Below are 15,855 nucleotides of genomic sequence, written 5' to 3'. Positions count from 1 at the left end.
CCACCCGCTACGCTCGCTGAGTGTTCAGGCACGCTGGATCAGACATACTCGCCGTTAACTTAATTTTCCGCAGCACTGCTTATATTTTTTACCCGAACCACAAAAACATGGATCGTTGCGGCCAACCTTGGGGCCTTCGCGCCGCACAGGGCGACCATCTACACCCGGTGCTTCCTGCTCGGCTGTGGACGGCTCCGGGCTCGGGGTGTCATGACGGCTTGCCGCCGTGGCGGTTTCCCGCGCCAGCGCTTCGCGGCGCTGTTGCTCAAGGGCGTCTACTTCCTCGGGCTGACGAACCTGAACGTGGCTCAGAATGCGCGTTACATCGGCTTTAATATGCTCTAGTAAGTGCTGGAAGAGCTCAAAGGACTCACGCTTGTACTCTTGCTTGGGGTTTTTCTGCGCATAGCCGCGTAGGTGGATACCGCGACGCAGATGATCCATCGATTGAAGGTGCTCTTTCCAACGCGTATCCAGCACTTGCAGCATGACCTGCTTCTCAAAGCGACGAATCAGCTTCTCACCCGCCGCCTCGATTTTGGCTGCATAGGCCTCGCGATGCATCGTCTGCAGACGCTTGCGCAGCTGCTCTTCACTGAAACGGTCATCCTCAGCGGCCCATTTAACCACGGGCGCATCAAGGTTGAACTCGGTCTTCAGGTGCGCTTCCAAGCCGGGCAGATCCCACTGTTCAGGCAGGCTCTGGGGCGGCACGTAATCGCTGATAGCCGTCTCCATTACCTCTTCACGGATACCGATGACAGCATCGGCAACATCGTCCGCAGCCAGAATTTCATTGCGCTGGTCGTAGATCACCCGGCGCTGGTCGTTGGCAACGTCATCATACTCAAGCAGCTGCTTACGAATATCGAAGTTACGTCCTTCGACTTTCTTCTGGGCGCGCTCAACGGCGTTAGAGACCATCTTATGCTCAATGGCTTCGCCGTGCTCAAGTCCCAATGCCTGCATCAGGCGCTTGACACGATCAGAGCCAAACAGCCGCATCAGACTATCTTCAAGCGACAGGAAGAACCGCGTCGAGCCAGGGTCACCCTGGCGCCCAGCACGGCCACGCAGCTGATTATCGATCCGCCTGGACTCGTGGCGCTCAGAGCCCACTACGTGCAGGCCGCCCGCGGCCAGCACACCATCGTGACGCGCTTGCCACTCGGCTTTAAGTGCATCAACCTGCTCTTGGCTTGGGTTTTGCAGCTTGGCGACTTCGGCTTCCCAGTTGCCGCCCAGAACAATATCGGTACCACGACCGGCCATATTGGTGGCGATGGTAATCGCCCCTGGACGGCCCGCCTGGGCAATAATTTCGGCTTCGCTCTGGTGCTGCTTGGCGTTCAGCACGCTGAACGTCAGGCCCGCTTCACGCATCAGCTTGGCAAGGTACTCGGATGTCTCAATGGAAGCCGTACCCACCAGTACCGGGCGACCGGCTTCAGTCTCGGTTTTGACATCTTTAATGATCGCTTCGTACTTCTCTTCCGCGCTCAAGTAAACCAAATCGTTGAGGTCTTTACGGGCCAATGGCCGGTTGGTGGGAATCACCACCACGTCGAGGCCGTAGATTTGCCTAAACTCAAAAGCTTCGGTATCTGCCGTACCGGTCATCCCAGCTAATTTTTCATACAAACGGAAGTAGTTCTGGAACGTCGTGGAGGCCAGTGTCTGGCTTTCACGCTGCACCGTGACGCCCTCTTTGGCCTCAACAGCCTGGTGCAACCCTTCCGACCAGCGGCGCCCTGGCATCGAACGGCCAGTGTGCTCATCGACGATCACCACCTGACCTTCAGAGACAATGTAGTCGACATCCCGGTTATAGAGATAGCGGGCACGCAGGGCTGAGTGCATATGCTGAAGCAAGTTAAGATTTTGCGCGGCATAGAGCGACTCTTCATCGCCCAACAAACCCTCAGCGCGCATCAGCTCTTCAACTTTATTATGCCCCTGCTCTGTTAGCTCTACCTGTTTCTGCTTCTCGTCGACTAAAAAGTCACCGACCACGGCGGCCTCTTCATCTTCAATCTCCTCGCCTTTCTCAAGCTGTTGGGCAAGTTGATTAACGACTTTATAAAGGTCGGTATTCTCATCCACCGCGCCGGAAATAATCAGCGGCGTACGCGCTTCATCGATCAGAATCGAGTCAACTTCGTCGACAATTGCATAATGCAGTCCACGCTGGACTTTATCTTCTAACGAAAACGCCATGTTATCGCGCAGATAATCGAAGCCGAATTCGTTGTTGGTACCGTAGGTAATATCGCAATGATAGGCATGACGCTTCTCTTCGCCAGTCTGGCCGGAGAAGATAACGCCAATGGTCAGGCCTAGAAACTCATACAGCGGGCGCATCCACTCGGCATCGCGCCGAGCCAGGTAGTCGTTTACCGTGACCACGTGCACGCCCTTAGCCGGCAGCGCATTCAGGTACACCGCCAGCGTCGCTACCAGCGTTTTACCCTCACCGGTTTTCATTTCAGCAATACGACCACGGTGCAGGGTCATGCCCCCCACCATTTGCACGTCAAAGTGGCGCATGCCCATAACGCGTTTACTGGCTTCTCGAACGATCGCAAAGGCGGGCGCTAGCAGCGCATCAAGGGACTCACCAGCCTCTAAACGTTGGCGCAGTTCGGCCGTCTTTCCCTGCAACTCCGCATCGCTAATCGCCTCAAGCTCTGCTTCTAAGGCGTTAATCTGCGGCACATTTTTGTGCATGCGTTTAACATCGCGGTCATTTTTAGAACCCACGACTTTACGTAATAAATTATTAAGCATGAAATATCCAAGTATTCACGAGCGTCCTAGCGGACATTGCCCTTTTACGACAGGCTTTTCACCGCACACTCTTTCTCTGCAGAGCATGCCCAATGTAGGTGTATTAACGACAGACTCGTTGGGAAGGTGGGCCGCGCTGGGTCAAGACATCCCGTGCAGCGACCAGCATAGCCATTGGGGCAAACCAGAGGCATAGGCGCCGAATAGGCGCAAATCGCCGGGGGCTTTGCGCCCAGCGCTGCAGGGCACGCCGTCGCTTGGCAATCCAGTGCGACTGGGCGCGTAAAATCGCGGGCACCCAAAAACAGATAGCCACGCTACGCTCGCCACTGCGCAACGCATCTGCAGGGCCTAAACTGGCGGGCAATAGGCAGCTCACTAGCAAACCGGCCAGCCACCAACGCGCTATACCGTAACGGCGTTGGCGCCGCGGCAAAGCTGATTGAACATCAAGCGTAGGTGGCATGCTGTAGACCGGCTCCTGAGCGTGGTAAAATCGGCTAAAGTGAAATCGGCTAACATTTCCGACATCGTCATTAGCGGTACCCTAGGATAGCGGTACCCTAGGAATTAAGCGTATGAGTATAAAGGTTAAGCGTTCTCGCGCACAGCCCATTGCCCGCCTGCTCTCGAAGTCGGGCGATATTAATAAGCTAATGCGCCTATCTCGGTTAATCGATCAGGCGCAGCGTCACCTGCGCGCCCACCTGCCCGAAGAGATGCGTGAGCATATCTTTGTGGGTGGCTTTAGCGAAGGTCGCTTAACCCTGATTAGCGGCCAGGCGAGCTGGTTGACATGGCTACGCTTTGAACAGCGGCGGCTGCTGGAACTGCTTCACCAGTTACCCGGCTTTGAAGGGGTCAGCGGCTTCACCTTTAAAGTGCGCCCTGTGCGCCCTATTGTGGCTCCCCAGCGCAACACACGCAGCCTATCAGCCGACGCGGGCAAAACACTGGCGGAGTGCGCTGAAGACACCACCAACCCCGCGCTTAAACGGGCGCTTGAACGTCTTGCCTCTCACGCGCGACCGGCTAAATAATCAGCGTACCGACCGACGTTACTTGTGGTCGATTTTAAACGCATAAAGCACCGCCTAAGCGATGCTTTATTAACTTACCTGCCCAAGCGACTTGATTCCTATAAACTAGCTCGTATGATTTGATGCATATAACTTAGCTCAAATGATCTGGCTCATAGCGCTCGGATTAGCTGGCACAACATCAGGCCATAGCAGGCGCTGCATAAGAGATCGGCGCCACAGCCTTGTCTTCTTCAAAGGTAACGATTTCATACGCCTCTGGCTGCGCCAATAATTCGCGACACAGCTGGTTGTTTAGCGCGTGGCCAGACTTCACCCCACGGAACTCCCCGATTAAGCTATAACCCAACTGGTACAAGTCGCCAATCGCGTCTAACACTTTATGCTTAACAAACTCATCCTCGTAGCGTAGACCGCCTTCATTAACAATGCGGTAATCGTCCACCACAATAGCGTTATCTAAACTTCCGCCTAACGCCAGGTTGTTTGAGCGCAAAAACTCTAAGTCGCGCATAAAACCAAAAGTACGCGCTCGGGAAACTTCCTTGACGAAAGAGGTCGTCGAAAAATCGATCAGTGCGGTTTGCTTCTGCTGCTCAAAAACCGGGTGATCGAAGTCGATAGCAAACGAGACCTTGAACCCTTGATGGGGTAAGAAAACAGCTTCTTTATCGCCATCGGTCACCGCCACGCGGTGCTTGATACGAATAAATTTCTTCGCAGCGTCCTGTTCCAGGATACCCGCCGACTGAATCAAAAACACAAACGGGCTAGCGCTACCATCCATAATGGGCACTTCAGGTTCGCTAACGTCCACATAGGCGTTATCGATACCCAATCCAGCAAAGGCCGACATCAGATGCTCGACGGTGGCTACCTTGACCCCATCCAGAACCAGCGCAGTACACAATTTAGTGTCTTCCACCAATGCTGCCCGCGCGGGCACGTGTGCAACGGGATCCAGATCGGTTCTAACAAACACAATCCCCGTATTGGGCGGCGCCGGACGCAGAGCCAGATGGACTTTTTTGCCAGAATGCAGGCCCACTCCGGTGGCGCGAATGACGTTTTGCAGGGTGCGTTGTCTGATCATGGATAGTAGCCGAGCTCTGATGACGGTAATAACCGCAGGGGAAAAAGTTATCAAACAGTGTTCACTTTAACAGCAAACGAGCGTTTTAGCCAATAAAACGCTCGCTCGCTGCTGCAGTGAGCCAGATATCGAGAATCAATCCGCCTGGCGGCGTAGAAACGCGGGTATGTCCAGATAGTCATCGGCTTCAGCAGCGCGACGCTTTTCAGGACGAGGTTTTGCGGCCGTTTCAGGTGCTTCAGAGCGGGCCGTTGCCTGCTGACGCATCACCGTCGGCTGCTGCAGCTTGCGGTAATCCGACGACTCCGTCGCCGAACGACGCGCTGGCTCGCGGGCGGCCGTTTTAGGTTTTTGTCCATCTAAACCAGCAGCCACAACGGTGACACGCAGTTCATCGGACATTTCCATATCAATGGAGGTGCCCACAACGATAGTGGCGTCTGGAGAAGCGAACTCCTGCACGGTAGCGCCCACATCGTTGAACTCACCGATCGACAAATCGGGACCAGCAGTGATGTTGACCAAGATACCGCGCGCGCCGTGAAGATCGATATCTTCCAATAGCGGGCTACGGATAGCCTTCTCAGCAGCTTCACGAGCACGATTTTCGCCCGTGGCCCCACCGGTACCCATCATCGCCATGCCCATTTCAGACATAACGGTGCGCACATCGGCAAAGTCGACGTTGATGATGCCTGGGCTGGTAATCAGCTCTGCAATACCTTGCACAGCGCCCAGCAGCACATCGTTCGCCGCACTGAATGCCGTTAGCAACGTAGCATTCTTGCCCAGCACGGAAAGCAGTTTTTCATTGGGAATAGTGATCAACGAATCCACGTGCTCAGAGAGCTCTTTCATGCCCTCTTCAGCAGCGCGCATACGCTTTGGCCCTTCAAAGGGGAAGGGGCGCGTCACTACCGCGACGGTGAGAATCCCCAGCTCTTTGGCGACCTGAGCCACAACCGGGGCGCCTCCGGTACCGGTACCACCACCCATGCCAGCAGTGATAAAGACCATATCGGCCCCCACCAGCAATTCCGCAATCCGTTCGCGGTCTTCCATTGCTGCCTGGCGTCCCACGTCGGGATTGGCACCTGCGCCTAATCCTTTAGTGATTTCGCTACCCAATTGCAACACCGTCTTCGCTGCACAGCGTTTCAGCGCCTGGGCGTCCGTGTTAGCGCAGATAAACTCAACGCCTTCAATATTACTCTCGACCATGTGGTTAACAGCATTGCCGCCACCGCCGCCAACACCAACCACTTTGATGACCGCACTGCTCGAGGGTGCGTTATCTACTAATTCGAACATAAGCCCCGTCTCCTGAACCGCGCTTGCGGCCCTGTCAGAAATTTCCTTTGAACCAGCCTTTAATTCTTGCCAGCGCCGAATGGTCTTCCTTGATATCACGCCGGGCAAGCTCGTTGCGGCCCTTATGAGCTGCAACCACTCCCCCGTGGCTTCTTAGACCTTGCCCATGACGCGTTTCCTGCAAGGCATAATGCAGTAGCCCGACGCCTGTTGCATAAATGGGGTTATGAACGACATCCGCCAAACCTCTTACATTTTGCGGACATGCGATACGAACGGGCATATGGAAAATCTCTTCCGCCAATTCGCTAACCCCCTCCATGCGCGAGGTACCACCAGTAAGCACTATCCCAGCAGCCACCATGTCTTCATAGCCACTACGGCGCAATTCGTCTCTTATTAGCGTAAACAGCTCCTCATAGCGCGGTTCTACCACTTCAGCGAGCGCTTGACGCGATAGATCACGCGCAGGACGATCGCCTACGCTAGGTACTTTAATCATTTCATCGCTTGCGGCTAAATGGGTAAGCGCGCAAGCGTATTTAACTTTGATCTCTTCAGCGTGCTGCGTTGGTGTGCGCAGCGCCATGGCAATATCGTTAGTGACTTGGTCACCCGCGATAGGAATAACCGCCGTGTGGCGTATGGCGCCTTCACTGAAGATAGCCATATCGGTCGTTCCGCCGCCAATATCTACCATACAGACGCCAAGTTCACGCTCATCTTCAGTGAGCACTGCCATGCTTGAGGCCAGCTGCTCTAAGATAATAGCATCAACTTCTAAACCGCAGCGGCGTACACACTTCTCAATATTTTGCACCGCGTTTAATGCGGCCGTCACTAAGTGCACCTGCGCTTCCAAGCGCACTCCGGACATACCTAGCGGCTCACGTATACCGCCTTGAGCATCAATCGAGAACTCCTGGGGCAGCACATGCAGCACACGCTGACCTTCTGAAATGGCGCGCGCCCTTGCTGAGTCAATCACGCGTTCAATATCGGAGGGCGTTACTTCACGCTCTTTAATGGCCACAACGCCATCCGAATTCATTGAACTAATATGGCTACCGGCGACGCCAACGTATACCGAGTGGATATCACACCCGGCCATTAACTCTGCTTCTTCAACCGCCCGCTGGATAGACTGTACCGTTGATTCAATATTGATCACCACGCCACGTTTCATACCACGCGAAGGGTGCGAACCAATACCAGCAATTTCAATTCCGCCATCATCGGTAGGTTGACCGACTATCGCGACGACCTTGGACGTTCCAATGTCCAGCCCGACCACCATATTGGATGCGTTGGGTGAGCCTGCCATGAGTCGGGAAATCTCCTTGCGTCATTGTTAAAAATAAATATAAATAGGGTGACGCTTAACATTGAAGGCGTACTACCCGAAATAATCAGTGCTGTTTCTCAGACACTCGCTAATTGTCGATAGTCGAAATTAAAAACTATTTAACTCGTGTCTGGCCCATAGTATAGAAACAATAGTCGCAATACGACTAGTACAAAACCACAATAATAGGCTTGAAAAGCAATTTAAAGCCGATTATTGGCTTTTTCAACGATGGCAACCACTCACTTTTACACCTTATTTGCATCAAGTAATAGAAAAGTTACTCATCTTGCACCGCAAATTCACTTTCTCCATGCCACGCAACAGCAACACCGTTAGGGTAGCGTAGATCAATATAGCGAATCTGTTCGCTAAGAGAACTTAACTCCCGCTGCCATGAAGCCGATAAACGTGCTAAGCGTACTTCATGCTGTCGCCTCCCCAACATCACCCAAGCGCCATCGTTTAATTGCAGCCGCCAAGCACCGCGTGGCTCTAAACGAAGCTGAGTGAGTTCGAGCGATAATTGTTCGAAGTGGGATTTTAGCCGATGGTAATAGTTCAACACTTCTTCGCTGCTACCAGCGGGGCCTGCCAGATCAGGCATGCCTGACGGTGGCGTTAAAGGCGCAAAGGCGAAAGGCTCGCCATCAGGGTTAAGCAAGAAATCATCATTCCAGCGCGCGACGGGCTGCTGCTCAATGAGCTCAAACACCAGGGCGTTAGGCCACTCACGGGAGATGCGCACTTCGTTTAACCAGCCTACCTGTAGAGCCCGGTCGCGCAGCTCTCCCAGATCTGCCGACAGCCAAGTGGCATCGACCACCAGTGGGGCCAGTTGAGTGCGCAGATAGTCGGCGCTGACGTACTCCCATTCGCCACGAATAGACACCCGCTCAATAGGGCGATCTAGCCACAGCCAAAGCGCACGCCCGCCTGCCCCCATCAGCAGCGCCAGCAGGATAACTCCCAACCAAGCATTACGCCTTTTCATAAGGCACTTTTAATAAGGCGCTTTTAAATAAGTTATTGCTCATGCGGTGAACGGCTCGCCTGCGGTGTTGAGTATGTGCAGCACTAGATCATCAAAGCCAATACCCGCATGCGCCGCTGCTTGAGGCACTAAACTATGATCGGTCATGCCTGGCACCGTATTGACTTCCAATAACCAAAAACGCCCTTCGCTATCGCGCATGACATCAACCCGGCCCCAGCCTACCCCGCCTATGGCTGTAAACGCCTGCTGGCACAGCTCAGCCAGTGCTGCTTCATCCTCGGCAGATAAGCCGCAAGGCAAGTGGTACTGGGTGGTATTAGCGATATATTTGGCTTCGTAGTCGTAGAAGCCGCCGGGCACTTCAACACGGATGGCGGGCAACACCTGGTCACCTAGCAGCGCGACCGTATACTCGTCGCCCACTACAAAGCGCTCCGCCATCACGCGGGCGTCGAACTGGGCTGCCTCGCGGTAGGCCGCCTCAAGCGCTGCCTGACTTTTTACGATGCTAATTCCCAGCGTCGAGCCTTCGTGTACCGGCTTCACGATCAGCGGTAAGCCGAGCTGCGCGACGACCGCTGACCAGTCCGCTGTTTGATCCAGCATAATGCTTTCAGGGGTAGGCAGGCCAACTGCACTCCACACCTGTTTGGTGCGCTGCTTATCCATCCCCAGCGCCGAGGCCAGCACCCCGCTACCGGTATAAGCAATACCCAGCAGCTCTAATGCCCCCTGCAGGGTGCCGTCTTCCCCGCCGCGACCATGCAGGGCAACGAAGACCACCGAGGGAGCCAGTTGCTCTAAGCCTACCAAGCCGTTGTCTCGGGGGTCGTAGCCGCAGGCATCGACACCTTTACGCTGCAGCGCTTCAAGTACCGCCGCACCGCTTTTCAGCGAGACCTCGCGTTCCGCGGAGGTGCCGCCGTAAACAACCACGACTTTTCCAACAGAGTGGGGAGTTGCTACGTCGACGCTCACAGATCCACCTCGTTCATCGCTAGCTGTGCCTGAGCCAGACGCAGGGAGATCCCCCCCACATCACCGGCGCCCTGGGTAATTAAAATATCACCTGGGCGTAATACGTTGGTTAACAGCGCAGGCAATTCATGTTTATTCTCGACAAACAGCGGATCGACGTCACCGCGCTGGCGGATAGAGCCCGCCAAGGTGCGCCCCTCTGCGCCAGGAATCACCGCTTCACCGGCACTGTAAACATCAAGCAACACCAGCGTATCGACTTGAGAAAGCACGCGCACAAAATCTTCGTACAAATCGCGGGTACGGCTGTAGCGATGGGGCTGGTACAGCATGACCAGCCGACGCTCAGGCCAGCCTGCACGAATCGCTTGAATGACCATATCAACTTCGCGAGGATGGTGACCATAGTCGTCCACCAGCATGATGTCGCCGCCACCTTTAGGCGCAGGAAAGTGGCCGTGCACCTGAAAGCGACGCCCCACCCCGGCAAAGCCTGCCAAACCGCTCAAAATAGCCCTATCACTCACCCCGGCATCGGTGGCCACCACGATCGCCGCCATGGCGTTTAAGGCGTTATGGCGGCCCGGCATGGCCAAACGCACGTCTAACGGCGCGGCGCCACCAGGGCGTAGGGCTGTAAACGATACTTCACCGCCTTGCTGGGCAAAATCCACAATGCGGTAATCGGCATCGCTGTCAAACCCATAGGTCACAAACTGCCGTTTCACCTGTTCGCATAGCACACGCACGTGAGGGTCATCGATACACAGCACTGCCAACCCATAGAACGGCAAGTTGTGCAGAAATTCGATAAAGGTACTTTTCAGCCGCTCAAAATCACCACCGTAGGTAGCCATATGGTCTGCATCGATATTGGTGACAATCGAGACCATCGGCTGCAAGTGCAAAAACGATGCATCAGACTCATCGGCCTCGGCGACTAAATAGTCACCCTCCCCCAAGCGGGCATTAGCACCGGCGCTGGTCAGTTTGCCGCCAATCACAAAGGTCGGATCGAGCCCACCTTCGGCCAGCAGTGTCGCCGTTAAACTAGTCGTGGTGGTTTTGCCATGGGTGCCCGCCACGGCGATGCCGTGACGAAAGCGCATCAGTTCAGCAAGCATTTCAGCCCGACGCACTACCGGCACGCGGTGTTCATGAGCCCAGCGTATTTCCGGGTTGGTTTCATCAATGGCGCTGGACACGACCACCACATCGGCGCCTTCCACATTGGCCTCGGCGTGCCCGATCGCCACACTGACACCACATTGACGCAGGCGCTCCAAGACCGAAGAGTTTTTGGCATCACTACCGCTCACGGTATAGCCCTGATTCGCCAGCACCTCCGCAATACCACACATGCCCGCGCCACCAATGCCAACAAAATGGAGTCGGCGTATCCGACGCATGCCAGGGCCCGCAGCAGTCCGTGAAGGTGTCATGGTTTGGTCTGAATCGATCACACAGAGTCTCCTACCGGCACCATCGCCAAACACCCTTCAGCCAAGCGCTTCGTCGCGTCTAGATGCGCGGCCTGGCGTGCTTTTGACGCCATCGCAGCCAGGGTGTTTGGGACGAGCAATTGATTTAAAAATTCACTTAACCGCTCAACGGTTAGCTCAGACTGAACAACGCACTGGGCAGCACCTGCCTTGACGAGTACCTGGGCGTTGATGCGCTGATGGTCATCCACAGCAAACGGGAACGGCACCAGTAGCGCGGGCTTAGCCGCAGCCGCTAATTCAGCCACTGTCAGCGCACCAGCGCGGCACACCACTAAGTCAGCCCACTCGTAGGCGGCGGCCATATCGTCAATAAAAGGGCTAACCTCAGCGCTCACGCCGTGCTGCTGATAATTTTCAGCAGTGGCCGTTTCACGCTCCTTACCCGCCTGATGGCGCACCTGGGGACGCTGTTCGATAGGCAGTGCAGCCAGTGCGGGGGCCAAGCGCTCGTTAAGCGCGACAGCGCCGAGCGAACCACCCACCACCAGCAAACGTAGAGGCCGAGAAGAGAGTGTTTTCTCATCCCTCGGCGTGCTCCCCAAGGCGGCGATATCCTCCCGCACTGGGTTACCGACCACTTCGGCGCGCGCCCCAAAAGCCTCAGGGAAGGCAGCGTAGGTGCGCTTTGCCAGCCGCGACAGCACCCGGTTGGTCAGACCGGCTACGGCGTTCTGCTCATGGATCACCAGAGGAACACGGGCCAACCATGCAGCTAGCCCCCCCGGCCCACTGGCAAAACCGCCCAGGCCGACCACGACATGGGGCTTGAAGTCACCAATAACAGTGCGCGCCTGCAAAATCGCGCGGCTAAGGTTCAGTGGTGCTTTTAGCCAGCCCGTTAAACCGTTGCCGCGCAGCCCACTCACTGCAATGGTATGTAACTTAATTCCTGCCTCGGGCACCAGACGGTTTTCAATTCCCCGCGGGCTACCCAACCACTCAACATCGACCTGCTGTGCCTGCAAAGCCTTGGCAAGCGACAGCGCCGGGAACACGTGGCCGCCGGTACCACCGGCCATAATCAGTACTCGTCGCCTTACGTTCGTCGTCACATCAAACTCCTGATAACACCCAGCGGCATAGCGTTACGATAAACGCGGTTCATGGCGCGATTTATACGGGGTGGAGGCGCGCCGGGGCCGATGGCGTGTTTCGGCATCTGTACGCAGCAGCAGACCGACCATAATCCCCGTCACGAGGAGGCTAGAGCCGCCATAGCTCATCAGCGGCAACGTTAGCCCTTTAGTCGGCAACAGGCCAGAACTGACCGCCATGTTAATAAACGCCTGGGCGGCTACGACAAAACCGACCCCGTAGCTTACATAAGCGCCAAATAGATGCCCTGCCAGTTCAGCTTTGCGCCCTATCCACATAGCGCGGGTAATAAACAGCGTGAACAACAGCACGACGATAATCGCGCCGATCATGCCCAACTCTTCAGCGATTACGGCAAAGATAAAGTCGGTATGCGCTTCGGGCAGGTAATGCAGTTTTTGCACACTGTTACCCAAGCCAGTACCGGTGACGTGCCCCCGTCCGAAGGCGATTAACGCTTGGGTTAACTGGTAGCCGGTTGCAAACTGATCGGCCCAGGGGTCTAAAAAACTGGTCCACCGGGCCAGCCGGTAGGGTTCTATCAACACCATTACAACCGCCCCGGAGCCGAGCAGCAGCCCGCTGCCAACCAGCAGCACCAGCGAGGCACCGCACATCATCAGCATGCCAATCACGCAGACGGTAAAGACCACCATCCCGCCGAAATCAGGTGCTAAAAATAGCAGCCCAACCGGTACGGCCAGCACGGCCAGAGGGCGCCACATGCTGAACGCTCGGCGACGCAAATCGTAGGTAAAACGCGACATAAACGCCGCCATATAGAAAATCAGCCCGACTTTGGCAAATTCAGAGACCTGTAAACTCGGCAAGGGCCCCGGCAACGCTATCCAGCGCTTACTACCATTGATCTCCTGGCCAACAATCAGCACCAAAACCAATAGAAAAATAGTGGCGAGTAGAATTAGCGCTGCGTTTTGGCGCCACACTTCAAGCGGCACACAGAGCATAAATACGCAGGCGATGATGGCAAGCACCAGGAAAACGCCGTGCTGACGTGAGTAGTGATAGGTATCTTCCAGCAAGCCAATCGACGCCGAACTAACCATGACCCAACCCAAACCTGCCAAGGCAACCGCTGCCACGATGAGCCAGACATCGCAGGGTAAATCGCGCGTTGAAAGCGTCGCGCGAAGACGTTGAAGTCGACTCATAGTGCCCCCTCGCCTGTTGGTGATGCCTTTTGCTGCACCCAACGGCGAAATACGTTGCCGCGCTGCTGGTAGTTGGCAAACTGATCCAGGCTTGCGCAGGCGGGCGAAAGCAGCACGCAGTCACCAGGCTGGGCAAGCTCAAAGGCTGTCTGCATCGCCTGGGTTAAATCCTCTACCTGCTGAATACTAACGTGTTCAATCAATGCGTCGGCTAGCCGTGGGGCATCTAACCCGAATAACAGCACGTGACGTGCGCATTTTGAAAGAGGCTCGGCCAAGGGAGAAAAATCGGCGCCCTTGCCGACCCCGCCCGCCAATAAAATCAACCGCCCTTCCAGCGTAGCGCCAATGCCATTAATGGCCGCTAAGGTAGCGCCCACATTAGTACCTTTAGTGTCATTAACCCAGGTGACGCCGTTAATTTGCGCAATCACTTCACTGCGGTGCTCCAAGCCTTTAAATGCGCGCAGCGCGCTGCACATGGGCCCAGCCGCGAAACCCAACGCCTGGCCCATGGCCAGTGCCGCCAGGGCATTCAGGTAATGGTGCTGCCCGGCCATGTTTAACTCATCAATGGCCAGCCAGGGTGTTTTACCCTGCATTAATGTCAACTTATCGTGGTGAAGCGCCAGCCCCCACTCGCCCCCCTTAGGGGCAGCTTGAGTAAAGTAAGCCACTTGTGCCACTGACTGCTCAGGCCATGTCAGGGGCTCATCGGCATTCACCACGGCACTCTCTGCACCGATAAAAATACGTTGTTTTGCGGCGCGATAGCCATGCATATCCCCATGACGATCAAGGTGATCTTCGGATAAGTTCAGAAAAGCCGCACAGCTCGCACCAAGAGAGGGAGTCGTCTCAAGCTGAAAGCTTGAGAGCTCAAGAATATACAGCGCAGCACCAGGATGACTGGCCAATAGATCCAGAGCAGGCGTACCCAGATTACCGCCCACCGCCGCGTTGACACCGGCGGAAGCGGCCATTTCTCCCAGTAGCGTGGTGACCGTGGATTTGGCATTAGACCCGGTGATAGCGGCGATGGGGGCGTTAGCGGCACGTACAAAGAGGGCAATTTCGCCCACCACCCTCGGCTCGCCGGTGCGCGGATTAAGCTGATCCACCAGCTCTATCAAGCCCGGCATTCTCGGATCAAGACCAGGGCTAACGACTACCTCTTCAACATCACGTAGATCCAGCGACGTTAACGGGCCACAGTGAACTTCAACACCCGGATGAGCGGCTTTAAAGTCATCCAACCCCGGTGGCTCGGCACGTGTATCCGCCACCATGTAAGGCACCTTTAAGCGGCTTAAATGGCGACAAATGGCACGACCCGACAGCCCTAGCCCCACCACCAACGTTAAACCTTTAGCAACTTGAACCATCACAGGCTTCCTCTCGCCTCATGCTCACGACCAATAGCGGCACACATGGTCACCTGCATTAACGAATTTTGAGCGTTGCGAGGCCAAGCAGCACCAGCACCACGGTAATAATCCAAAAGCGCACGATAACCCGCGGCTCGGGCCAGCCTTTTAATTCATAGTGGTGATGCAATGGCGCCATGCGGAAGATGCGTCGCCCAGTGAGTTTATAGGAGCCCACCTGAAGAATGACCGATACCGTCTCCATGACAAAAATACCGCCCATGATAAACAGCACGATCTCCTGACGCACGATCACAGCCACCACGCCCAACGCAGCTCCCAGCGACAAGGCGCCTACGTCGCCCATAAAGACCTGGGCGGGATAAGTGTTGAACCATAAAAAACCCAGCCCGGCACCGGCAATAGTGGCACAAAAAACCGCCAACTCGCCGGTACCGGCAATAAACGGAATATGCAGGTACTCAGCAAACAGGGTATTGCCACTCGCATAAGCAAACACCGACAAGCCCATAGCGACCAGTACCGTGGGCATAATCGCCAAGCCATCAAGACCATCGGTCAAATTAACCGCATTGGAACTGCCCACAATCACAAAGTAGCTAAGCACGATATAGAAAACGCCCAACGGTAGTGCAACCTCTTTGAACATCGGCACTAACAAACTGGTTTCGACCGGCGTTGAGGCGCTCAAATAAAGCAGCACTGCCGCCCCCAGGCCAACGACTGACTGCCAGAAATACTTCCAGCGAGCGGGCAAGCCACGGGGGTTTTTCTCTACCACTTTGCGGTAATCATCGACCCAGCCAATGGCACCAAAGCCAAGCGTGACGCCTAATACCACCCAAATATACAGATTGGTGAGGTCACCCCATAGCAAGGTACTTATGGCGATAGCCAACAGGATCATCGCCCCACCCATGGTCGGAGTACCCGCCTTGGAAAGGTGCGACTGAGGACCATCGTCACGCACGGATTGGCCGATTTGGCCTTCGACCAGACGCCTGATCATCCATGGCCCCAGCCATAAGCAGAGCATTAACGAAGTGAGAGCGCCTAAAATCACGCGCAGGGTTAAATAGTTGACTACCTGAAAATCAGATTGGTATTGCGACAGAAAATTCGCCAAGTGAAGTAACATGAACGG

General features: G+C 55.4%; 13 protein-coding genes. 1 reads left to right on the top strand and 12 read right to left on the bottom strand.

Going from position 1 to position 15,855, the window contains the following annotated elements; genetic code table 11:
* Positions 1-54: 54 nt before the first annotated feature.
* Together secA and U738_RS06430 are read right to left on the bottom strand one after the other, a co-directional pair.
* Positions 55-2,787 (bottom strand): preprotein translocase subunit SecA, encoded by a 2,733-nt coding sequence (gene secA, locus U738_RS06435; RefSeq protein WP_035578469.1) that lies wholly within the window; start codon positions 2,785-2,787, stop codon positions 55-57.
* Between the two features lie 103 nt (positions 2,788-2,890).
* Positions 2,891-3,253: a hypothetical protein gene (locus U738_RS06430; protein WP_035578467.1), complete on the bottom strand. Its 363-nt coding sequence runs from the start codon at positions 3,251-3,253 to the stop codon at positions 2,891-2,893.
* Between the two features lie 112 nt (positions 3,254-3,365).
* On the opposite strand from U738_RS06430, the gene U738_RS06425 reads away from it, so the two are divergent.
* Positions 3,366-3,827, top strand: coding sequence for a DUF721 domain-containing protein (locus tag U738_RS06425; RefSeq protein WP_035578464.1), 462 nt, complete (start codon positions 3,366-3,368; stop codon positions 3,825-3,827).
* A gap of 181 nt (positions 3,828-4,008) precedes the next feature.
* On the opposite strand, the gene lpxC is transcribed toward U738_RS06425, so the two are convergent.
* The 10 genes from lpxC to mraY all read right to left on the bottom strand — a co-directional run bounded on the left by lpxC (position 4,009) and on the right by mraY (position 15,849).
* Positions 4,009-4,920: a UDP-3-O-acyl-N-acetylglucosamine deacetylase gene (gene lpxC / locus U738_RS06420; RefSeq protein ID WP_035578460.1), complete on the bottom strand. Its 912-nt coding sequence runs from the start codon at positions 4,918-4,920 to the stop codon at positions 4,009-4,011.
* 135 nt (positions 4,921-5,055) lie between these two features.
* A complete protein-coding gene (ftsZ, locus tag U738_RS06415; protein ID WP_035578457.1) occupies positions 5,056-6,231 on the bottom strand; it encodes a cell division protein FtsZ in 1,176 nt (391 codons plus the stop codon).
* Between the two features lie 34 nt (positions 6,232-6,265).
* Entirely contained in the window at positions 6,266-7,555 is a 1,290-nt protein-coding gene (gene ftsA, locus U738_RS06410) for a cell division protein FtsA (RefSeq protein ID WP_035578454.1), read from the bottom strand.
* Positions 7,556-7,856: 301 nt separating this feature from the next.
* Complete coding sequence (locus tag U738_RS06405) at positions 7,857-8,570, bottom strand: cell division protein FtsQ/DivIB (RefSeq protein WP_035578451.1); 714 nt, start codon at positions 8,568-8,570, stop codon at positions 7,857-7,859.
* A gap of 39 nt (positions 8,571-8,609) precedes the next feature.
* Positions 8,610-9,551 carry a D-alanine--D-alanine ligase gene (locus U738_RS06400; RefSeq protein WP_035578448.1) on the bottom strand — a complete coding sequence of 314 codons (942 nt, stop codon included), beginning with the start codon at positions 9,549-9,551 and terminating at the stop codon, positions 8,610-8,612.
* Positions 9,548-10,993 carry a UDP-N-acetylmuramate--L-alanine ligase gene (gene murC, locus U738_RS06395; RefSeq protein WP_035583244.1) on the bottom strand — a complete coding sequence of 482 codons (1,446 nt, stop codon included), beginning with the start codon at positions 10,991-10,993 and terminating at the stop codon, positions 9,548-9,550. The genes U738_RS06400 and murC overlap by 4 nt, the downstream gene beginning before the upstream one ends.
* A gap of 17 nt (positions 10,994-11,010) precedes the next feature.
* Positions 11,011-12,108 (bottom strand): undecaprenyldiphospho-muramoylpentapeptide beta-N-acetylglucosaminyltransferase, encoded by a 1,098-nt coding sequence (gene murG / locus U738_RS06390; RefSeq protein WP_261378016.1) that lies wholly within the window; start codon positions 12,106-12,108, stop codon positions 11,011-11,013.
* A gap of 33 nt (positions 12,109-12,141) precedes the next feature.
* Positions 12,142-13,323 (bottom strand): putative lipid II flippase FtsW, encoded by a 1,182-nt coding sequence (gene ftsW / locus U738_RS06385; protein ID WP_035578442.1) that lies wholly within the window; start codon positions 13,321-13,323, stop codon positions 12,142-12,144.
* Positions 13,320-14,708, bottom strand: coding sequence for a UDP-N-acetylmuramoyl-L-alanine--D-glutamate ligase (murD, locus tag U738_RS06380; RefSeq protein WP_035578439.1), 1,389 nt, complete (start codon positions 14,706-14,708; stop codon positions 13,320-13,322). The genes ftsW and murD overlap by 4 nt, the downstream gene beginning before the upstream one ends.
* Positions 14,709-14,766: 58 nt before the next feature.
* Positions 14,767-15,849, bottom strand: coding sequence for a phospho-N-acetylmuramoyl-pentapeptide-transferase (gene mraY, locus U738_RS06375; RefSeq protein ID WP_035578436.1), 1,083 nt, complete (start codon positions 15,847-15,849; stop codon positions 14,767-14,769).
* Between the last annotated feature and the right edge of the window lie 6 nt (positions 15,850-15,855).

It is taken from the genome of Halomonas sp. TG39a (genome assembly GCF_000744395.1).
In the GTDB taxonomy this organism is placed as follows: Bacteria; Pseudomonadota; Gammaproteobacteria; order Pseudomonadales; family Halomonadaceae; genus Vreelandella; species Vreelandella ventosae_B.
The sequence above is the reverse complement of the archived record's forward strand: the minus strand, read 5'-3'. Positions and strand labels throughout refer to the sequence as shown.